Source organism: Dactylosporangium salmoneum (assembly GCF_039532525.1).
GTDB classification, from domain to species: Bacteria; Actinomycetota; Actinomycetes; order Mycobacteriales; family Micromonosporaceae; genus Dactylosporangium; species Dactylosporangium salmoneum.
This window is the reverse complement of the sequence record NZ_BAAARV010000015.1, coordinates 142,334-163,054: the sequence shown is the minus strand read 5'-3', so window position 1 is coordinate 163,054 and position 20,721 is coordinate 142,334. Positions and strand designations below refer to the sequence as shown.

General features: G+C 73.9%; 17 protein-coding genes. 8 read left to right on the top strand and 9 right to left on the bottom strand.

Features of this window, described 5'->3' with window-relative positions; all coding sequences use genetic code 11:
* A partial coding sequence (locus tag ABD352_RS07815) for a tetratricopeptide repeat protein (protein ID WP_486303851.1) occupies nt 1-1,166 on the top strand: 1,166 nt, incomplete at its 5' end.
* A gap of 6 nt (nt 1,167-1,172) precedes the next feature.
* Here ABD352_RS07815 and ABD352_RS07810 read toward each other — a convergent pair.
* From ABD352_RS07810 to metX, 3 genes are all read right to left on the bottom strand, one after another.
* Nucleotides 1,173-1,646 carry a CoA-binding protein gene (locus ABD352_RS07810; protein WP_344611547.1) on the bottom strand — a complete coding sequence of 158 codons (474 nt, stop codon included), beginning with the start codon at nt 1,644-1,646 and terminating at the stop codon, nt 1,173-1,175.
* Nucleotides 1,647-1,716: 70 nt separating this feature from the next.
* Nucleotides 1,717-3,015 carry an O-acetylhomoserine aminocarboxypropyltransferase/cysteine synthase family protein gene (locus ABD352_RS07805; protein ID WP_344611546.1) on the bottom strand — a complete coding sequence of 433 codons (1,299 nt, stop codon included), beginning with the start codon at nt 3,013-3,015 and terminating at the stop codon, nt 1,717-1,719.
* 12 nt (nt 3,016-3,027) lie between these two features.
* On the bottom strand, nt 3,028-4,221 hold the full coding sequence (gene metX / locus ABD352_RS07800) for a homoserine O-acetyltransferase MetX (RefSeq protein WP_344611545.1): 1,194 nt from the start codon (nt 4,219-4,221) through the stop codon (nt 3,028-3,030).
* Between the two features lie 88 nt (nt 4,222-4,309).
* Here metX and ABD352_RS07795 point away from each other — a divergent pair, with 88 nt between their 5' ends.
* Together ABD352_RS07795 and ABD352_RS07790 are read left to right on the top strand one after the other, a co-directional pair.
* Nucleotides 4,310-4,855 carry an OsmC family protein gene (locus ABD352_RS07795; protein WP_344611544.1) on the top strand — a complete coding sequence of 182 codons (546 nt, stop codon included), beginning with the start codon at nt 4,310-4,312 and terminating at the stop codon, nt 4,853-4,855.
* Between the two features lie 27 nt (nt 4,856-4,882).
* A complete protein-coding gene (locus tag ABD352_RS07790) occupies nt 4,883-6,106 on the top strand; it encodes an NAD(P)-binding domain-containing protein (RefSeq protein WP_344611549.1) in 1,224 nt (407 codons plus the stop codon).
* A gap of 48 nt (nt 6,107-6,154) precedes the next feature.
* On the opposite strand, the gene ABD352_RS07785 is transcribed toward ABD352_RS07790, so the two are convergent.
* The 4 genes from ABD352_RS07785 to ABD352_RS07770 all read right to left on the bottom strand — a co-directional run bounded on the left by ABD352_RS07785 (nt 6,155) and on the right by ABD352_RS07770 (nt 13,186).
* On the bottom strand, nt 6,155-6,859 hold the full coding sequence (locus ABD352_RS07785; RefSeq protein ID WP_344611543.1) for a hypothetical protein: 705 nt from the start codon (nt 6,857-6,859) through the stop codon (nt 6,155-6,157).
* A 108-nt stretch (nt 6,860-6,967) separates the two neighbouring features.
* Entirely contained in the window at nt 6,968-10,672 is a 3,705-nt protein-coding gene (locus tag ABD352_RS07780; protein ID WP_344611542.1) for an FHA domain-containing protein, read from the bottom strand.
* Between the two features lie 49 nt (nt 10,673-10,721).
* The gene (locus ABD352_RS07775) at nt 10,722-11,165 is read right to left on the bottom strand and encodes a CBS domain-containing protein (protein ID WP_344611541.1); all 444 of its coding nucleotides are present in this window, start codon (nt 11,163-11,165) and stop codon (nt 10,722-10,724) included.
* Between the two features lie 77 nt (nt 11,166-11,242).
* On the bottom strand, nt 11,243-13,186 hold the full coding sequence (locus ABD352_RS07770; RefSeq protein ID WP_344611540.1) for a hypothetical protein: 1,944 nt from the start codon (nt 13,184-13,186) through the stop codon (nt 11,243-11,245).
* A gap of 263 nt (nt 13,187-13,449) precedes the next feature.
* Between ABD352_RS07770 and ABD352_RS07765 the strand changes: the two genes are divergently transcribed.
* From ABD352_RS07765 to ABD352_RS07750, 4 genes are all read left to right on the top strand, one after another.
* Entirely contained in the window at nt 13,450-13,905 is a 456-nt protein-coding gene (locus ABD352_RS07765) for a (2Fe-2S)-binding protein (protein WP_344611539.1), read from the top strand.
* Complete coding sequence (locus ABD352_RS07760) at nt 13,902-14,903, top strand: FAD binding domain-containing protein (RefSeq protein WP_344611538.1); 1,002 nt, start codon at nt 13,902-13,904, stop codon at nt 14,901-14,903. Before ABD352_RS07765 ends, ABD352_RS07760 begins: the two co-directional genes overlap by 4 nt.
* Nucleotides 14,900-17,107: a xanthine dehydrogenase family protein molybdopterin-binding subunit gene (locus ABD352_RS07755; protein WP_344611537.1), complete on the top strand. Its 2,208-nt coding sequence runs from the start codon at nt 14,900-14,902 to the stop codon at nt 17,105-17,107. The genes ABD352_RS07760 and ABD352_RS07755 overlap by 4 nt, the downstream gene beginning before the upstream one ends.
* A gap of 110 nt (nt 17,108-17,217) precedes the next feature.
* Nucleotides 17,218-17,952 (top strand): SDR family oxidoreductase, encoded by a 735-nt coding sequence (locus tag ABD352_RS07750; protein ID WP_344611536.1) that lies wholly within the window; start codon nt 17,218-17,220, stop codon nt 17,950-17,952.
* A gap of 18 nt (nt 17,953-17,970) precedes the next feature.
* Here the strand turns inward: ABD352_RS07750 and ABD352_RS07745 are convergent, their stop codons facing one another.
* Together ABD352_RS07745 and ABD352_RS07740 are read right to left on the bottom strand one after the other, a co-directional pair.
* A complete protein-coding gene (locus tag ABD352_RS07745; protein WP_344611535.1) occupies nt 17,971-18,843 on the bottom strand; it encodes an RNA polymerase sigma-70 factor in 873 nt (290 codons plus the stop codon).
* A 102-nt stretch (nt 18,844-18,945) separates the two neighbouring features.
* Nucleotides 18,946-19,695, bottom strand: a complete 750-nt coding sequence (locus ABD352_RS07740) for a DUF5995 family protein (protein WP_344611534.1) — start codon at nt 19,693-19,695, stop codon at nt 18,946-18,948.
* Nucleotides 19,696-19,786: 91 nt separating this feature from the next.
* Between ABD352_RS07740 and ABD352_RS07735 the strand changes: the two genes are divergently transcribed.
* Nucleotides 19,787-20,359, top strand: a complete 573-nt coding sequence (locus ABD352_RS07735; RefSeq protein ID WP_344611533.1) for a PadR family transcriptional regulator — start codon at nt 19,787-19,789, stop codon at nt 20,357-20,359.
* The last annotated feature ends 362 nt before the right edge of the window (nt 20,360-20,721 follow it).

The window sequence follows — 20,721 nt, the reverse complement described above, 5'->3', positions numbered from 1 at the left end:
TCGTCGCCCTCGGCGCCGCCGACCCGGCCCGGGCCGTGCGCCGCCTGGCCGGCCCGGGCAGCGCCGCCGACCCGCCGGCCACCGTGGAGCTCCTCCTGGGCGCCGGGCTCGTCCACCAGTCCCTCGCCTACCTCGCCGGCGACACCGAGCGCCTGGCCGCCACCGCCGTCGCCGACGCCCGGCTGCTGGACCGGCTCGACCGGGAGCGGCTGGCCGCCCGCCCGGTCCTGCGCGTCATCGTGCTCGCCGGCAAGGCCACCGGCCACCTCTGCACGGGCCGGCTCGAGGAGGCGGCCGAGGCGTTCGCCGACGGCGTGCTGGCCGCGGCCGGGCAGCGCGGGTGCGAACCCCTGCTGTTGTACTGCGTGCAGCACCTCGCCTTCACCGAGGCCCACCGGGGCCGGCTGCGCACCGCCCACGACGCCGCCCAGCGGGCCCTGGCCGTGGCCGGCCGCATCGCGACCATCGAGGACAGGCCGGCCCACCACGTCGCCGACGCGGCCCTGGCCTGGACGGCCGCCGAGTGGTACGACCTGGACACCGCCTGGCGGCACCTGCTCGCCGCCGAGGCCGGCCTGACCGCCGTCGCCGGCCGCCCGCAGCGCGACGTCTACGCCGGCACCCTGGCCCTGGTCCGCGCCCGCCTGCTGCGCGCCCGCGGCGAGCTGCCGGCCGCGCTGACGGTCCTTCGCCGCCCGCCCGGCGGCGTCTGGCTGCGCCACGACCTGGCCGCGGCCGAGGTGCGCGTCCTCATCGCGATGGGCCGCGACCAGGAGGCCGAGGCGGCCCTGTCCACGCTGGACCCGCGGCACCCGGACGCCACCCTGCTGCGCGGCCTGGCCGACCTGGCCGACGGCGCCCCGGCGAGCGCCGTCGAGTGCGCCGACCGCGTCCTGGGCGAACCCGACCTGCCGCCCGCCGCCCTGGTCGACGCCTGGCTCCTGCTCGCCGCGGGCGTGGCCCGCCAGGGCGACCGCGACCGCGCGGTGGAGGCCCTGCGCACCGCGTCGGCGTACATCGCCGAGCAGGGCGGCGTCCGCCCCATCCACGAGTCGGACGTGATCCTGCGCCGCCTCGTGCGCGAACAGAACCTCCCGCTGCGCGCCCCCTTCTCCGCAGGCGCGAGCTGGAACGGGATGGAACGCCTCAGCGACGAAGGGTCGTAGCGGGCGCTACTGCAGGCCGCCGCGCACGGCGGTGATGCGCTGCGTGTTGAAGCCGAGCCAGTGCATGCGCCCCACGTACCGGGCGTGCTCGATCTTCAGGCAGCGGTCCACCACCACCGACAGGCCGGCCTCCTCCGCGATGCGGTTGCCCTCGTCGTTGATGACGCCGAACTGGCACCACAGCGCGGTGGCGCCGATCGCCACCGCCTCGCGGGCGATGCCCGGCAGGGCGTCCGGTGCGCGGAAGACGTCGACCACGTCGACGGGGACCGGCACGTCGGTCAGGCTCGGGTAGCTGGTCTCGCCCAGGATCGTGGACTCGCGCGGGTTGACGGGGATCACGCGGTACCCGTGCCGCTTGAGGTAGTAGCCGACGAAGTTGCTCGCGCGCAGCTCGTTGTTGGACAGCCCGACGATCGCGATCGTGCGGGCGCCGTGCAGCACCCGCTGGATCGTCGAAGGGTCCTGGTACGCCGTCATACCGCCCTACTTTCAGTAGCAGGAACCAGGACCAGTGCGCAGCAAGCCCGCCTCCGCTTCGCTCCGGCGGTCATGCTGCCACCTTCGCGAATCCCTGCTCGAGATCCCAGATCAGGTCGGCGACCGACTCGGTGCCGACCGAAAGCCGCACCGTGCCCGGGGCCACGCCGGCCGCCCGCAGCTCGTCGTCGCTGAGCTGGCGGTGGGTGGTGCTGGCCGGGTGGATGATGAGGCTCTTGGCGTCGCCGATGTTGGCCAGGTGCGACCACAGCGTCACGCCGCGGATCAGGTCCTGGCCGCCGTCCCGGCCGCCCGCGCACTCGAAGGAGAAGACCGCCCCGGCGCCGCGTGGCAGGTACTTCTCCACCAGCGGGCGATAGCGGCTCGAGGGCAGGCCCGGGTGGGAGACGTTGGCCGCCAGCGGGTGCCCGGAGAGGAACTCGGCGACCGCGAGCGCGTTGGTCACGTGGCGCTCCATGCGCAGCGACAGCGTCTCCAGTCCCTGCAGGAACAGGAAGGCGTTGAACGGCGACATCGCCCCGCCGAGGTCGCGCAGCGTCTCCGCGCGCAGCTTCATGAGGTACCCGTAGCTGCCGAACGTCTCGTGGAACTGCAGCCCGTGGTAGGCCGGGGACGGGTCGGCGATGACCGGGAAGCGGCCGTTGGACCAGTTGAAGGTGCCGGCCTCGACGACGACGCCGCCGATGCTGGTGCCGTGGCCGCCGATGAACTTCGTCGCCGAGTGGATGACGATGTCCGCGCCCCACTCGATCGGGCGGCACAGGTACGGCGTGGCGAACGTGTTGTCGACGATGAGCGGCAGGTCGTGCTCGTGCGCGATCGCCGCGACCGTCTCGATGTCCAGCACGTTGCCGGACGGGTTGCCGATGGTCTCGGCGAAGAAGGCCTTCGTGGCCGGGCGCACCGCTGAGCGCCACGCGTCCGGGTCGTCGGGGTCGACCCAGGTCAGCTCGACGTTCATCTTGCGCAGCAGGTGCTTGAGCTGGTTCACGGTGCCGCCGTACAGCGCCGTGGAGGAGACCACATGGTCGCCCGGCTGCAGCAGGGTGAACAGCGCGGCCGCCTGGGCGGCGATCCCGCTGGCGAAGGCCACCCCGCCCATGCCGCCCTCGAGGTTGGCCATGCGCTCCTCGAAGACCGCGACGGTCGGGTTCATGATGCGGCTGTACGTGTTGCCGTACTCCTGCAGGTTGAAGTACGCCGCGGCGGACTCCGGGTCCTCGAACACGTAGCTGGTGGTCTGGAAGATCGGCACGGCGCGGGCGCCCGTGTTCGGGTCGGGGCGCTGCCCGGCGTGCAGCTGCCGCGTCTCGAAGCCGAACTCCCGGGCCTCCTCGATATGGTTCATGTGCTCACTTTCTCAGGCGGACAGGAATCGGCGGATGATCGGCGTCTGCCGGGCCTCCTCCAGCAGGAAGCAGTCGTGGCCGTAGGGCGCGTCGATGACGTGGAACTCGACCGGCTTGCCGAGCCCCAGCAGGGCCTCCTCGACGTCCCTGGAGGCCGACGGCGGGTACAGCCAGTCGGAGCTGAACGCGATGAGCAGCGTCCGGGCCGTCACGCCCTCGAGCGCCTTCGCCAGCGAGCCGTCGCCGTGCTGGCGTGCCAGGTCGAAGTACGTCAGGGCGCGCGAGGTGTAGAGGTAGGTGTTGGCGTCGAACCGCTTGACGAACGTGCCGGCCTGGTGGCGCAGGTAGCTCTCGACCTGGAACTCGGCGTCGGTGATCGTGTACCGAACGTCGTCGGACGACTGCAGCCCGCGCCCGAACCGGTCGGTCATCGCGTCGGAGGACAGGTATGTGACGTGGCCGACCATGCGGGCCACGCCCATGCCGGCCGAGGGCGCCCGTCCGGTGCCGTGGTAGTGCCCGCCCTGCCAGTCGGGGTCGCGCATGATGGCGTCCCGGGCGATGGCGTTCCAGGCCAGGCCCTGTGCGTGCAGGGCGTGGGTGCTGGCGATGGCGACCACGGCGCCGACCCGGTCCGGGTACTGCACCGCCCACTGCAGCGCCTGCATGCCGCCCAGCGAGCCGCCGGCCACCGCGGCCAGGCGCTCGATGCCGAGCGTGGCCAGGAACGCGCGCTCGGTGCGCACCATGTCCGCGACCGTGACGACCGGGAAGTCCGACCCATAGGGCCGGCCCGTCTCCGGGTTCACGGAGGAGGGCCCGGTCGTACCGCGGCAGCCGCCCAGCAGGTTGGTGGACACGACGAAGAAGCGGTCGGTGTCGAACGCCTTGCCCGGCCCGATCATCCCGTCCCACCAACCGAGACCCTGGGTGCCGGCGCCGTCACGGTCCTCGGCGCCGAAGCCGTCGCGGGTGCTGTCGGTCGACGTCGCCGACCGGCCCGCCGCGTGGGCGTCGCCGCTGAGCGCATGACACACCAGGATGACGTTGTCCCGTTCGGGGGAGAGCGTGCCGTACGTCTCATAGGCCACGCGAACCTGGGTGAGTCGCCGCCCGCAGTCGAGGTCGATCGGGTCCGGCAGGTCGGCGTACCGCGTCTCGACCGGGCCCACCGAGCCGGCCGCGCGGGTGGGGGCGGGTCCCATGGCGCTGATCATAGTCCGATCATTGCAGCCGGTGTACTGTCAACTATCCCGACCGGGCAAATATGTGAATTGGACGAAAGGGAGCAACATGACGACCGTTGAGAACGGGGTCAACGTCCAGGCGCTGCTCGACGCGCGCGCGGCGCTCAAGGATGCGCCCGAGGCCGCGCAGTTCACGTGGCGGGCCACCTCCAAGTGGGAGAAGGGGGTGCACAGCACGATCCGCGTCCAGCAGTTCCACGGCCTCGGCGCGGAGCAGACGCACAAGAGCGAGTCGGTCTTCGACGCCGACCACCCCGCCGTGTTCGCCGCCGAGGACAACGGCATCACCCCTATCGAGTTCCTCCTGGTCGGCCTGGCCAGCTGCCTCACCGCCGGCGTGGCCTCGGTCGCGCAGAACCGCGGCATCCAGCTGCGCTCGGTCGAGTCCACGGTCGAGGGTAACCACGACATCCGCGGGATCCTGGGCGACAGTGACGTGCGCAACGGCTACAACGACATCAAGGTGACCTTCCACATCGACGCGGACGCCACCAAGCAGGAGATCGAGGCCCTGGTCGCCCAGTCGCAGAAGCGCTCCGCCGTGTTCGACGCGCTGACCAACCCGACCGACGTCACCGTCACTGTCGCCTAGTTCACGAACGTCCGGTTCACGAACGTCCTGGAGGGCCGAACCATCGAGCGCGTAACCACGGTTGTCATCGGCGCCGGGCACGCGGGCCTGGCCGCGAGCCGGTTCCTGACCGACCGCTCGATCGACCACGTCGTGCTCGAGCGCGGCGAGGTGGCCAACTCGTGGCGGCGCGAGCGCTGGGACTCGCTGCGCCTGCTGACGCCGAACTGGCAGAGCCGCCTGCCCGGCCTCGCCTACGACGGCCCGGACCCCGACGGATACATGGCGATGGGCGAGGTGATCGACTTCATCGAGCGCTTCGCCCGCGTCACCGCCGCGCCGGTGCGCACCGGCACCGAGGTGACATCGGTCCGCCGTACCGATGACGGCTATCGCGTGACGACGGGCTCCGGCGAGATCGAGTGCCGGACCGTGGTCATCGCCAGCGGCGCCTGCAACCGCCCGACCGTGCCCGGGTTCGCCCCCGCGGTCCCGGCGTCGGTGGAGCAGTTCACGCCGTTCGACTACCGCGGCCCCGAGAAGCTCCCCGAGGGCGGCGTGCTCGTCGTCGGCGCCTCGGCCACCGGCGTGCAGCTCGCCGCCGAGCTGCAGCGCTCGGGCCGGCCGGTGACCCTCGCGGTGGGGGAGCACACGCGGCTGCCCCGCCTGTACCGCGGCAAGGACATCCTGTGGTGGATGGACGCCTCCGGGGTGTGGGACCAACGCTACGACGAGATCGACGACCTGACCCGGGCCCGGCGGCTGCCCTCGCCGCAGCTGGCCGGCACCCCGGAACGGTCGACGCTCGACCTCAACGCCCTCACCGCGCTCGGCGTGACCCTCGTCGGGCGCTGGGCGGCGGTGCGCGACGGCCGGGCCCTGTTCTCCGGCGGCCTGCGCAACGTGTTCGCCCTCGCCGACCTCAAGCTGGAGCGCCTGCTCGACACGTTCGACGCGTGGGCGGGCGACGGCACCGGCGAGCGGTTCGAGCCGACCCGGGCGCCGGACAAGCCGCGGCTGCAGCTGGACCTCACCTCCGGCGAGATCCGCAGCGTGGTGTGGGCGACCGGGTTCCGCCCGGAGTACCACTGGCTCGACGTCCCGGTCGTGGACGACAAGGGCCACCTGCAGCACGAGGGCGGCGTCGCCGCCAGCCCGGGGCTCTACGCGCTGGGGCTACCGGTGCTGCGCCGGCGGCGCTCGACCTTCATCCACGGCATCGAGGACGACGCCCGAGCGGTGGTCGAGCACCTCGCCGGCCATCTCGCCTAATCCTGGCGGTGCCATCGGGTGTTCCTCCGGCTCCACGCCGGTGGGCGGTCAGGTCGTGCGGCCCGCGCGGCGGCGGGTGAGCAGCACGATCGCCACGCCCGCGGCGGTCAGCAGGGCGCCCGCCGCGACGAGGGCGAGCACGGGCGCGCCGGTGACCGGCAGCCCGGAGCCCGGCGAACTCGTGGTGCCCGGCCCGGTCACGCTGACGACGACCGGGGCGGTGTCGTTCGCCGGGTTGGAGTCCGGCCGGACGGTGCCGAGGGCCGCCCGGACGCTCCCGGTGGTGCGTCCGGCCCGGCCGGTGACCTTCAGGTCGAAGCTGTACGTGTAGGACTGCCCCGGGGGAAAGGACTTGTCGGCCACGAAGCAGCCGTACGGGGCGATGCTGGAAGCCGGCTGCGCGGGGTCGACCGCGCTGCAGCTGGAGTCCATGCGGGTGACCTCGGTGCCGGGCGGCGGGTTGAAGTACAGCGTCCACCAGCCCTCGGCGCCGTGCTGGATGATCTCGAGCGTTCCGTTGCCCACGTTGCGCAGGCCCACGTGCACCGTGACCGTCTGCCCGGTGCGGGCCTCGACGCTCGCGCCGGACGCCGCCAGGTCGCCGGCCGGTGCCGGAGCCGCTGCCGTGCTGCGTGACGGGCTGGGTGACGGGCTCGATACGACCGAGGCACTCGGCGTGGGTGTCGCGGCGGCGGCCGTCATCGGCAGTACCAGCGCTGTCAGTGCCATCGCCAGCATCGATCGGATGTTCACCGTGACCTCCCTGTCCGGCCGCGACCGGGAGCCCGGGGGAGCCGGATCCGGTGCGCGTCGAAGGATACATGCTCGTCGCTTCGAGCCCTCGCGCGCCACGGCCGGATGTTAGTCCGGGATCGGCAGCGGGCCGCCGTGGCCGGGCAGGCCGCGGTCGGCCGGAATCGTGTCCTCGGCGGGCGAGGCGGCGATCCCGTGGCCGCGGGTCTGCCCGGCCAGGCGCCGGTAGTAGGCCGCGACCGCGTCCAGGGGAGCGCGGGCGGCCCGCAGCAGCGTGGCGCCGGCCTGCTCGACGACGTCGGCCTCGTGCGCCTCGAACGCCCGCACGCCCTCCAGCACGGCGTCCTTGACCTCGCGCAGCAGCTGCACGTCGGCGTGGGCGTAGGTGCGGCACAGCGCGGTGACCCGCCGGTGGTCCTCGCCGGACGCCAGCAGCTGCTGCACCGCCGGCACCGAGCGGCGGACCAGGGCGGCGTCCGGGTCGGCGGCCAGCGCGTCGAGGCCGGCGTCGAACGCGCGGATGTCCTGGTGCGGGTCGCAGAAGCCGGCGGTCTGCCGCCACAGGTCGCGCAGGTCGTCCTGCAGCAGGCCGTCGAGGTAGCTGACCAGGAACCGGCGGTGGGCCTCGATGACGTACTGGGCCTTGAACGGGGTCAGCTCGGCCGGGTCCTCGCCGGCGGTGGCCACGGCCGCGGTGAACCCGTAGTCGGCGGCCAGCGCGTTCTCCATGCCGACGACGAGGTAGACGAACCGCACCCAGACCCGGAACAGCTCCTCGAGGCTCACGGAGCGCAGCCCCTCGTCGGTGAGCACCACGCCCCACTTGGCGCCGAAGCGCAGCCGGCGGAGGTGGCCGATGTGGTACATCGCGAGCTGCGCGTCGATCTCGGCGTGCGCGTGGTGCAGCACCTTGCGGTAGGCGGCCGTGGCGTCGAGGCCGGCGTGGTTGCGGATGATGTGCGGGCCGCCGACGTGCAGGTGCACGAACTCGCCGACGTCGAAGACCGCGCCGCCGATCGCCATCCAGTGGCCCGCCTCCGGGGTGTTGCGGCGGGCCAGGTCGGACACGTCGAAGCGGGGCCCCTGCTGGGCGTGGCCGAGGTACGTCGTGAAGACGTCCTCCCCGAGCCGCCCCTCGGCGACCAGGCGGCGCAGGAACTCGCGGCCGTCACCGGGCGCGATCTCGGTCAGCGCCCGCACCACGGCGGCGGCGTAGCGGGCGCTGCCGCACACGTAGACGTGCGCGCCCCCGCCGCCCTCCTCGGCCGGGCGCAGCAGCTCCCGCAGCTGCTCTGCGTCGGCCCGGATCGCGTCGTCGACCCGGTGCCGCCGCCCGTCGGCGACGGCGTGCCGGCGGCCGTCGAACGCGACGCCGGCGTCGGCCCGGGAGAACGCGACCCGCAGCGTCAGCCGGCCCGCGGCGGCGGCCGCGTCGAGGCCGTCGTGCTCGACGAACTCCGCCGGGGTGCGCACGGCCCAGTAGAGCCGGTTGGCGCCGGGCCCGGTCCGGGCGGCGACGAACCCGAGGAACGGGGCGATCCCGGAGCCGGCCGCGAACATGACGACGGGCCGCGCCGGGTCGGCCGGCAGCCGGAACCGGGGCGTGGGGACGATGCGCAGCGACAGCCGGGCCCGGCCCTCCGTGCTCACCCGGCGCAGGAAGTGCGAGGCGGTGCCGCGCCGGGCCCGCGGGTACGACCACGGGGTGCGGGCGGAGGCGTAGTCGAGCCCGGCGACGACGAGCTGCAGTGCCGTGGCCGGCTCACCCGGCGGCGGGGCGGAGGCGATGGAGTACAGCCGCAACGGCTCGGGCGGCACGACCGCGCAGAACGCGTCGGGCTCGTCCGGGTCGGCCTTCCACAGCCGGGTGACGTCGTAGCCGCCGGCGTGCAGCAGGTTCAGCACGTCCCACAGCTCCCACTGGTCCTCCATGCGGGCGTCCACGATCCGCCCCCACGAGCCGACGGCGCTGAGGCGCACGAGCCGCTTGGCCACGTCCCGGCCGACCGGGCGGATCCGGGCGAAGCGCAGCAGCGTGCGCAGCGGCAGCACGTCGACCTCGCCGTCGTAGCCGGCCCGGCAGGACACCGCCGCCCGCCAGGCCGGGGTGAGCCGGACCAGCTCGTCTCCGCCGGCCTGCAGCGCGGCGACCGTGCGGCGCACGAGGTCGTCGTCGTTCTCGGCCAGCACGCCGACCCGGTCGCCGGGCAGGTGGTGCACGCCCTGGCCGGTCACGTCCAGCTCCAGGTAGCAGGTCCAGGCGCCGGACTCGCCGGTGACGACGCGGCCGCGCCGGGCGGTGCCGAACACCACGGGCGGCCCGACCGGCGGGCGGCGCTCGTCGCGCACGATGGCCAGCTCGCCGTCCACCTTGTCCCACGTGCGGTCCTTGAACAGCCCCGTGAACCGGGCGCCGGTCGTCACCTGGCGGCCGACCTTGAACGCCACCTCGAGGAAGCCGTAGGCCTTGATGCGGTGCAGGCCCATCCAGCCCCGGTCGCCGACGTAGGCGTCGAGGACGGCGTTGTAGACGCCGCGCAGCGTCTGGTTGCGGGTCTGCTCGACGTACTGCCGCACGGACACCTCGCGCAGCGCCGCGATCAGCTCCTGCCAGTGCCGCGGGAAGAAGCCGGCGAGGTAGACGCTCTGCTGCCCGACCAGCGAACCGTAGTCACGCCGCTCCAGGAACGCGTCGACGGCGTGGATGTGCGGCTGCGCGGTGCCGCTGGGGCTCGGCGCGCCGTCGAAGATGGGCACGCCCGCGGTGCCGACCGTCTTGGCCCACAGCACCTGGTCGAGCGGGTGGCGGCCGCGCGGGTTGGGGTCGATCTGCGGGTAGATGGCCTCGGTGACGTGCCGCAGACCGTCGAGGATGACCAGCAGCGCGCGCTCCAGCCGCTGCGGGTCGTCGGCGACCACGGCCTCCTGCGCGTCCAGCATGGCACCGAGCACGGGGGTCAGGCCCATCGCGAACTCGGTGGTGACCAGGTAGAAGACCCGCTCGGCGGCGTTGTCCCAGGTCGGCACGAGCAGGTCCATGTTGTCCAGCACCCGCGGGCCCGAGGGGTCCTTCAACCGCCAGTTGTAGAAGAACAGGTCGATGTACGACACCGCCGGGACCTGCTTGCCCAGCCGCCGCGACACCGTGGTCCACGGCCGCAGCAACGACTCCGGAAGGGCCTTGGGCGGATCGACGGCCATGTACTGGTAGGCGTGCGCAAAGACCCCGAGCAGCGTCGAGGCCCGCAGCAGGTACCGGTCCGGCAGCGCCTCGGGCCGGGCGTCGAGCACCGGCAGCGCGTCGAACGCCCGGCGCAGGGCGAGGCGCCGGAACAGCTCCGGCAGCCGGTCGGTCATGTCGTCCCAGGCCCGGTGCGACTCCGGGAAGGCCAGCAGCGGCGGCTCGGCCGGCAGGAACCCGTGCGCGAGCGACAGGAACCCGTCCAGCTCGTGCCCCACCTGCCGGTTGTGCGCCTCGGCCTTGTCGACGACCTGCCTGGCCGGGATCGTCGGCGGCCCGACGAGGCGCAGCGAGGTCCGCTCGCCCGGGTCGATGAAGGCCGTCGCCTCGGGGTCGATGAAGGCCCAGTGGATGTCGTACCGCCCGACGCGCAGCCGGTCGCCGGGGCGCAGCGCGTGGCGGGTCACCCTCGCGTCGTTGACGAACGTGCCGTTGGTGCTGCCCAGGTCGGTCACGTGCAGCGCGTCCCCGACCGCGTCGAGCCGGGCGTGGCGCCGCGAGACGTCCCGGTCGTCGAGCACCACGGCGGCGACGCCGCCGTCGCGCCCGAGCGTGGCCGGCAGCGCGCACACCCGCTCGCTGCGTTCCCGGGTGTGCCGGTCGACGAGGATCAGCCGGAGGTCAGGAATGGTAGATCACCGCACGGCACAGGTCGGCCCGCGACAGCGTGCCGACGAGGGTCCCGTCGTCCACCACGGGCAGCCGCCGGATCCCGCGGTCGATCATGACCACGGCCGCCCGGGCCAGCTCGTCGCTGGAGCGGACGGTCGCGGTGTCGCGCACGACGAGGGGGTCGATGACCCGCTCGGCCAGCGCCCGGCCCTTCTCCAGGAACAGCCGGAACGCGTCGGCGAGACTGCCGCCGTCGCCCGTGACCTCGTCGAAGCTCGGCAGCATGGCCCGGACCAGCTCCTCCTCGCCCAGCGAGCCGACGAACCGCCCGTCGTGGTCGAGGACCATGAGCTGGCCGACCTCCGACACGCTGACCAGCTCGGCCGCCCGCCGGATGGTGGCCCCGAGCCGGACATAGGCCGGAAAAGCCGTCATGACATCGCTGACCAGCACGCCACCTCCCGCGTGTTCGGTCCCCAGTGAGTGAATGTAGCCCGGCCCGTCACCCTTTGATGATCAGACGATCGGCTCTAAGGTCTGTGTCGAAGTCCGGTTGTAATGCCGGGCTTGGTCGACAGTCCGGGGTGTGCGTCTCGTCGTTCCGGTGTGGTCCTGGCCACTGGTGTGGTGGTGGGGCTCATCCGGGGTTGTCGAGGGCTCGTTCCGGTGGTTCGCCGAGCGCCCTGGCACCGGCTGGTGCTGGGCTGCGGCCGCCGCGGCCGTCCACCGGAGTGGGGGCCGGGGTGGTGGGTTCCGGTTGACTCGGTCAGGGCTCCTTGCAGCCCTTCGTTGATGGCCTCGACCCCATACCGGTCGAGGGTCGCCCGCGCCGCATCCCAGTCGACCCGCGCCGTACCGGGCTGGGCCGGGTCGGTGAGCACGGTGTGCGCACCGACCAGCGCGGCAACCAGGTCGCGGTCGCCGGCCAGCCCGCAGCCGGGGCAGTGGTGGCGGCGATCGGCGAGGCGTTTCGGGACCCGGTGGCCGCAGAGGCAGTGCTGGGTCCAGGCGGTGCGCCTGGTCCCAGCCCGCACCAGCCCCGGCCCGCAGCCGGCCTGGGCGGTGACGGCGGTGGTTTCGCGGCGCAGGGCCGTGAGGAGCATGCCCGGGGTGAAGGCGTGAATCCCCCGGCCCCACCGCCGCGCCCACGCGCGGATGTCGGCCTCCTCGACCACCAGCCCGGCGCCGTGGACCGCGACCAGGGCCGCGGCGGTGATCCGGGCGCGGGTGTGCCCGGCCCGGGTACGGGCAGCACCGTCGGCGGCGGCCTGGCCTCGTAGCCGCTGGTAGGTGTTGGTCAGGGTGTCGCGCCGGTAGGCGCGGACTGGTATCCCGGCGGTGTTGGCGATCCGCGGCCCGCCGGGCACGGTGGCCTGCACCGGTGGCAGCCCGGCGGCGTGGCGGCGGTCGGCGCGGCGCTGCTGGCGTGGCGAGAGCCGGTACTGGCCGGGGTTGGCGGCGCGGCGGGACCGGTCCAGGGCCCGCTGCCGGCGTCGCTGCCGCAACCGCTGCGCGGCCAGGACGGCGTCGTGCTCGCCAGTACGGGCGATGCGGCTGGCCGCCAGGTCGCCGTCCGGGCCGGTGGGGACGGACACGACGGTCAGGTTGGACACGTTCACATCGACGCCGCCCCGCCGCAGCAGCTGCCCAGCCGCCTGGCGGCGCTGGGTGACGGCGGGGGAGGTGTAGCCGGGGCCGAGGATCATCAGGTGCGCCTCGTACCGCCACCCACCCGCCGCGCCCGGGTCGCGGTGCCGGACCAGGTCGATCTTGTGCCAGCGGTCCGGGTCGACGAGATAGTGCTCCAGGACCGGCCTTCGGCCCGGGCCTTGCGGCAGCCGCACCGGCACGACCAGGTCACCTCCGCCGAGGCCGGTACACACGACGGCGAGCGGACCGTCGTGATCCCACCACGACCGCACCGGCTTCCCACTGGCGGCGGTGGCGGTCACGACCGGCATCCGCCGCGGCTGCCACAACCGGCCAGCAGGCCCGAACACGGCACGATGCCCGGCCAGGCTCCCCACCAGCCGGAACGTCTCCCACTTCCGGGCACGGGTATGGGAACGGGCCCGGCCCGGGATCGTCGCGAACTGCCACCAGCCCCCAGGGCGGGGACGGCCATGCCGGCGGCCAGAGGCGTCGGGAAACAGATGCCGCTCGGTGGCCTCCCACACCCCGTCGGCCAGATGCATGGCCAGGGCCTTGGTCAGGTACCGCCGCACATGCGGCGCACCGTCCACATGCCGGTAGGCGGCGTGTTCCAGGCCGCTACGCGACAACCCGAGGCGGCCCCGGACCGCGTCCGGTCCGGCCGCTGCCCGCTCACGGCAGGCGGCCCAGTAGGCGTCGACCCGGGCCCGGGCGTCGCGCTGGACGGCCCGCCGGACGGTGAACGCGGCCGCGAACACCCGCTCCAGCATCTGCCGTACCCGCGGCTCACGCACGTCCAGCGGCAGGCGTAGCACCGACACCGGACCCTCACACCGCCACGGCACCACCCGGTTCGGCCCCCGACGCCGCGGTCCTGCCCCCGCCACACATCGACACTACCCAACGCCACCACCCAGCCGGAACCGCGACACACCCTGCGGACAGAAGCGTCGATGACACAGACTTTGATACGCACCCTAGTCGGCCCGATGCCGGTGGATGGGCCGGCTCAGGCTGTCGGCCGTGCGCGGCCGGAGGTACGCCGCGGTTTGCCGGTCCGGGCCACGGGTAGAGCGCGGCCATCATGGACGAGATCACGGTGGACGTCGCCGTCAACGGGCGGCCGGAGCAGGTGCGGGTGTCCGCGGACGTGACCCTGCTCGACCTGCTGCGCGAGCGGCTCGGGCTGACCGGGACGAAGAAGGGGTGCGACCAGGGGGCGTGCGGTGCGTGCACGGTCCTGGTCGACGGGCGGCGGGTGGTGTCCTGCCTGACGCTCGCGGTGCAGGCCGACGGGCGGGAGGTGCGCACCGTCGAGGGGCTCGGCGGCGGGCACCCGATGCAGCAGGCGTTCCTGCATCACGACGCGTTCCAGTGCGGGTTCTGCACGCCGGGGCAGATGATGTCCGCGGTCGCCCTCATCGAGGAGGGGCGGGCCGGGTCGGACGAGGACATCCGGGAGTACATGAGCGGCAACCTGTGCCGGTGCGGGGCCTACCCGAACATCGTGGCCGCGATCCGGGAGGTGGCCGGGCGATGACGTTCGCCTACACGCGCGCGGCCGACGCGGCGACGGCGATCGCGACGGTGAGCGCCGACCCGGAGGCCGCGTACCTGGCCGGTGGGACCACGCAGGTGGACCTCATGCTCAAGGACGGCGTGGCGGCGCCGCGGCGGCTGGTCGACATCAGCCGGCTGCCGCTGGCCGGGATCGCCGCCGAGGCGGGGCTGCTGCGCATCGGGGCGACCACCACGATGGAGCAGGCCGCGGCCGACCCGCACGTGGCCCGGCGGCTGCCGATCGTGCGCGAGGCCCTGCTCGCCGGCGCCTCGCCGCAGCTGCGCAACATGGCCACGATCGGCGGCAACCTGCTGCAGCGCACCCGGTGCCGCTACTTCCGCGACCCCGCCGTGGACCACTGCAACAAGCGGATCCCCGGCAGCGGCTGCGCGGCGTTCGAGGGGGTGGCGCGCATGCACGCGATCCTCGGTGCGTCGCCCGCCTGCATCGCGCTGCACGCCTCGGACCTCGCCGTGGCGCTGACGGCCCTGGGCTCCGTCGTGCGGCTGCGCTCCGACCGGGGGCCCCGGTCGGTGCCGCTGACCGAGCTGTACTACCAGCCGGGCGACGACCCGCAGCGCGAGACGGTGCTGCGGCACGGGGAGCTCATCACCGAGGTCGAGGTCCCGCTGCCGCCGGAGGCCGCCCGGATGACGTACCTCAAGGTGCGCGACCGGGCCTCCTACGAGTTCGCGCTCGTCTCCGCCGCGGTGTGCACCATCGTCGAGGACGGGCTCATCGTGTCGGCCCGCATCGCGCTCGGCGGGGTCGGCACCGTGCCGTGGCGGGCCTGGGACGCCGAGGACGTGCTGCGCGACGTGCCGGTGGGGGAGGCGACCTTCTGGGCGGCCGCGGACGCGGCGGTCCGGCGGCCGTTCACGGTGCCGGGGACCGAGTTCAAGGTGGAGCTGGCCCGGCGCACGCTGGTGCGGGCGCTGCGGGTCACCACCGAGCACAGTTCGGAGGTTTCGCGGTGACCACCATCGAGCGGACCGTGCTCGGGGCCGGGATCGACCGGGTCGACGGCGCGCAGAAGGTCGCCGGGCGCGCGCCGTACTCGTCCGACGTCACGTATCCCGGCATGGTCCACGCGGTGCTGGTCCGCAGCGCCATCGCGGCCGGGACCATCGCCGGCATCGACGCCTCCGCGGCCGAGGGGGAGCCCGGGGTGCTCGCCGTGATCACGCCCTACAACGCGCCGCGGGTGGCCCGCGGGCCCGAATCCGGGTTCTGGCGCCAGCCGCCCCCGCCGCTGCAGGGCCTCGAGATCGCCCACCATGGACAGTACGTGGCCGTGGTGGTCGCCGACTCGCGCGAGCGGGCGACCGCGGCGGCCCGGCACGTGGCGGTGTTCTACCGGCCGGGCGACCCGGTCCTGGCCCTCGACGACCCCCGGGCCGAGACGGTCCGCGACCCCTTCGGCAGCGACCAGACCAGGGGCGACAGCGCCGCCGCCCTGGCCGCGGCCGACGTGGTCGTCGACGCGGAGTACACCACGCCCGACGAGACCAACAACCCGATGGGGCTCTTCACGACCGTGGCCGCGTGGGACGGCGAGCGGCTCACCGTGCACGACGCCACCCAGTGGCCGGCCGGGGCCCGGGCGGTGCTGGCCGGCGCGTTCGGGGTGCCCGAGGAGGGCGTGCGCGTGCTGGCCCCCTTCGTGGGCGGCGGCTTCGGCGCCGGGCTGCGGGTCTGGCCGCACGTCATCCTGGCCGTGATGGCCGCCCGGGTGGTGGACCGGCCGGTGAAGCTCGGGCTGACCCGGCCGCAGATGTTCACCGGGGTCGGGCACCGGCCGGCCACCGTCCAGCGGATCCGGCTCGGCGCCCGGCGCGACGGCACGCTCACCGCGATCGAGCACGAGTCGGTGCAGCCGTCCGCGGTGAACGACGACAACATCGTCGAGTCGGTGACCCAGGTGTCCGCGGTCGGGTACGCCTGCCCGAACGTCACCACCCGCGACAGCGTGCGGCGGCTCAACGTGCCGGTGCCGACGTCGATGCGCGGCCCCGGCGACGCGCAGGGCCACTTCGCGCTCGAGTGCGCGCTGGACGAGCTGGCGTACGAGATCGGCGTGGACCCGGTCGAGCTGCGGCTGCGCAACTACGCCGACGTGCACCCCGAGCTCGGGCTGCCGTGGTCGAGCAAGGCGCTGCGCGAGTGCCTCGAGGTGGGCGCCGAACGGTTCGGCTGGTGGGACCGGCACCCCACGCCGCGGGCGACCCGCCGCGGCGACATCCTCGTGGGCTACGGCATGGCCGGGGTCAGCTTCTTCTGGTTCCAGCAGCCGTGCGCGGCCCGCGCGACCGTCGACCGCGAAGGGCGGGCGTTCGTGCGCAGCGCCGCCACCGACATCGGCACCGGGACGTACACCGTGATGACCCAGCTGGCGGCCGAGCGCCTCGGCCTGCCGGTCGACCGGGTCCGGGTCGGGCTCGGCGACACCGACCTGCCGCGGGCGCCGATGCAGGGCGGCTCCGGGATGACCGCCTCCATGGGCAGCGCCGTGCACGACGCCGCGGCCAACCTCATCCAGGCCTTCCTCGACCTGGTCGCGGGCGACATCGCCGCGCCGCTGCGCGGGCGCCGGGCCGAGGAGGTGCTCGCCGCGGACGGCGGGCTGCGGCTGCGGTCCGATCCGGCCTCCGGGGAGTCCTACCGCGAGATCCTCGAGCGCCACGACCTCGCCGAGCTGACCGCCGACGGCTCGGCCGCCCCGGCGAACCCGCAGGAGCTGGGCCTGGCGCCGGCCGGGCCGTTCGCCGCCCGGTTCGCCGAGGTGCACGTCGACGCCGACCTCGGCCGCGTCCGGGTGGCCCGGCTCGTGTCGGTCGTCGACGCCGGGCGGATCCTCAACGTCAAGACGGCCCGCAGCCAGATCATCGGCGGGACCGTCGGCGGCATCGGCATGGCCCTGCTGGAGGAGACCGTGACCGACCCGGCGACCGGCCGGATCGTCAACGGGACGCTCGGCGACTACCTCGTGGCGGTCAACGCCGACGTGCCCGATCTCGACGTCACGTTCGTGGGCGAGCCGGACCGCTTCAACCCGGTCGGGGTCAAGGGCGTCGGCGAGATCGGCCTGGTCGGGGTGGCCCCGGCGATCGCCAACGCGGTGTTCCACGCCACCGGCCGCCGCATCCGCAGCCTGCCCCTGACCCTCGACAAGCTGCTCTGACGGCAATCTCGCCGGGGCGTGTCACAACCGCCGAGGCTGTCCGGTCATAGCTGGCGACCGGCCCGCACCCGCGCCGGTCGCCAACGATTGATCTGGAAGGTGCAACCGACATGAACATCGCTGTGATCGGCGGGACCGGGCTCATCGGCTCGCAGGTCGTCCGGATGCTGCGCGCCGACGGCCACGAGGCCACCCCGCTGTCGCCGTCGACCGGGGTGGACCTGCTCACCGGCCAAGGCCTCGACGCGGCGCTCAAGGGCGTCGACGTCGTGGTGAACCTCACCAACTCGCCGACCTTCGACGACGCCTCGCCGGCCTTCTTCCGCACCACGATGGACAACCTGGTCGCGGCGGCCGCCCGGGAGGGCGTCGGCCACGCGGTCATCCTGTCCATCGTCGGCGCGGACCGGGTGCCGGACCTCGTCTACTACCAGGCCAAGGTGCTGCAGGAGGACATCCTGAAGGCCGGCCCGGTGCCGTACTCGATCGTGCGGGCCACCCAGTTCTTCGAGTTCGTCGACGCGGTGCTGTCGTGGACGTCGGACGAGACCACGGTCCGCCTGCCGGCCACCCCGATCCAGCCGATGGCGGCCGCCGACGTGGCCCGGGCCGTGGCCGACGTCAGCGAGGGCGCGCCGCTGCGCGGCGTGCGCAACGTCGCGGGGCCCGAGGTGTTCGCGCTCGACGAGCTCGGGCGGATCACCCTGGCCGCCCACGGCGACCGGCGCACGGTCGTGACCGACCCGACGGCCGGCATGTTCGCGGCGGTGCCCGGCGACGCGATCATCGCCAAGGACGGCGCGGACCTCGCGCCGACCGCGTACCGCGACTGGCTGGCCCGGTAGCGCGCCGGGCCCACGCGGTCAGGCGATGCCGGTGAGCTTGGCCGGGGCCATCCACCACAGCACCCGGTCGATGCCCTCGTCCGAGGCGTCGACCGTGAGGACCGCGAAGGCCTTGCCGTCGCGGCGCAGCACCGCGCTCGCCTGACCGTTGGTCTCGGCCCAGGCGACCTCGACGCCCGTCCAGAACCAGCCCGCGAACGCGGCGAGGTAGCGGGCCACCCGGACCGCGCCGGCCACCGGGCGGCGGGAGACGCGGGCGGCCCCGTCGCCGTCGGACACGCTGGTCACGTCGGCGGCGAAGAGCCGCTCGAGGGCGTCGAGGTCGCCGGAGCGGGCCGCCTCGACGAACGTGGTGAGCAGCCGCCGCTGGGCCGGCGCCGCGACCGGGTTGCGCCGCCCGCCGGCGACGTGCTTGCGGGCGCGGCTCACGAGCTGGCGCACCGCCGCCTCGCTGGTCCCCAGGATGTCGGCGATCTGGTGGTACGGGTAGTCGAACGCCTCCCGCAGCACGTACGCGGCCCGCTCGAGCGGCGACAGCTTCTCCAGCAGGATGAGGACCGCGAACCGCAGGGCCTCGCCGCGCTCGGCGCCCAGGTAGGGGTCGGCGGAGGTGTCGACCGGCTCGGGCAGCCACGGGCCGACGTAGGTCTCGCGGCGGGCCCGGGCCGACTGCAGCTCGTTGACGGCCAGCCGGGTGGCGGTCGTGGCCAGGAACGCGGCCGGGTTGTGCACCGCGCTGCGGTCGGTGGTCTGCCAGCGCACCCAGACGTCCTGCACGAGGTCCTCGGCCTCGGCGGCGCTGCCGAGCATCCGGTAGGCGATGCCGAACAGCCGCGGCCGGACGGCCGTGAAGACCTCGGCCGCGTGGTCGAGACCGTCCGCTTCCTGCACGCAGTCAGGCTAGCCGACCCGCTGTGCGCCCAGGTGCCGCTCGCGCCCGGCGGGAAGGCCGACCCGGGCCCCTGGTCCACTGTGGATGGTTGAGCCCGTCGCTCACGTGCCGCGGGGTTCGAGGCGCACGCCGAAGCCGTGCCGGGCGAGCCGCAGCAGCACCTGACCCGGCGCGGTGAGCTCGGTGAGCCTGGCCGCGCAGCGTCCTTCCAGGTCCTTCAGCACGGTGCCGTACTGCTGTGCCCCCTCCCGCCGCGCCCGGTCGAGCACGGCGGTGTTGTGCCACACCTTCGCCCGCGACTCGGCCAGCAGCCGCCGCGTCGCCGCCCGGTTGAGCGGGCCGAGCATCCGGTCGAGCACGCTCACGCGGGTGCTCGCCCGCATCTCGTCGTCCTCGGCCCCGACCTGCGCGAGCAGCACGGTGTCGACGTGCGTGTGGTCGTGCTCCCGGGCCGCCATCCTCGCCGGGTCGTCGAACTCCCCGGGCGCGATGACGGCGATGAGCGCCTGCGGCAGGTCGTAGTTGATGTGCGCGTTCATCCCGAGCAGCACGTGCCGCAGCGGCGGCAGGCCCGGCCGCTCCCGCGCCGCGTCGAAGGCGACCCGCCACGGCGCCGGCACCGGCTCGGCCGCGTCGAGCGCGTCGAGCGCGTCGAGGTACAGCTGGGCGAACACGAGGTCGCACCGCCGCATCCACTCTCCGTCGGCGAACCCGCCCCGCTCGATCTCCCCGGCCACCGCGAGCGTGGTCCGCAGGTAGGTCGCGAGGAAGTACCGCCGCGCGTCCTCGCCGCCCATCCGCGCGAGCTCGCGGCGCATCCGCGCGACGAGCGCCGGAATGCTGGCGTACACGAACCAGATACTTCCACGGGCCCGGCCGGTGACGGAAAATGGCCGGAGTCGTATAGTCGGATCCGGCTAATAGGATCCGGTGAGGACAACGATGGCGAAGCGGAAGATCTCCAACACCCTCGCGCTGGCGGTGCTCGGGCTGCTGCAGGAGCGCGAGATGCATCCCTACGAGATGGCGGCCACGCTGCGGGAACGGCACAAGGACGGCAGCTTCAAGATCAATTCTGGGTCCCTGTACGACACCGTCGAGGCACTGCTCAAGCACGGCTGGATCGAGGCGGTCGAGGTCACACGGGACGGGCGGCGGCCGGAGCGCACCGTGTACGCGCCGACCGCGCTCGGGCAGGCCGAGTTCGTGCGGTGGATCGACGAGCTGGTCCGGGTGCCGGCGGCGGAGTACCCGAAGTTCCTGGCCGCCGTCGCATACCTCGGGGCCCTCGGGCCGCGGGGCGCGGCCGACGCGCTCGACGAGCGGGCCGGGCACCTCGAGGCGCGGATCGCGGAAACGGCCGACATCCTCCCGAGCATCGGCCTGCCGCGACTGTTCATGATCGAGGTCGAGTTCGCGCTGCACGCCCTGCGGGCCGAGCTCGAGTGGACCCGCACCACCGCGGCCGAGATCCGCGACGGCACGCTGGCCTGGCCGGGGAAGGGGGCGGCGTGACCAGCGGCCGTCGCCGGACGCCCCGCTGACGTGCGCCGATTCATCCGGCGTTCACATGGTGCACCTACATTTCCGCCGACACCCGAAGCCGAAGGGAATCGCATGTCCGCTCTGCTCTCCGCGATCGCCGTCGAGGTGGTCAGCGCGCTGCTGATCTCGCTCATCGTCACCGCCGTCCGCCGCTTCGTCAGCGGCCGCCGCGCGCGCACCGCCACCGCCTGAGCGGGCGCGGCTTCGCGGCCGGGTCGGCCCGGTCACGGGTCCGATTCGTGGTTGACCACCTGCGGCCCGGGTAGGCACTGCCCTTCGGGAGGTGCTTACCATGACGACAACCGCACAGCCGCGCACACGAGGCCGTTCCC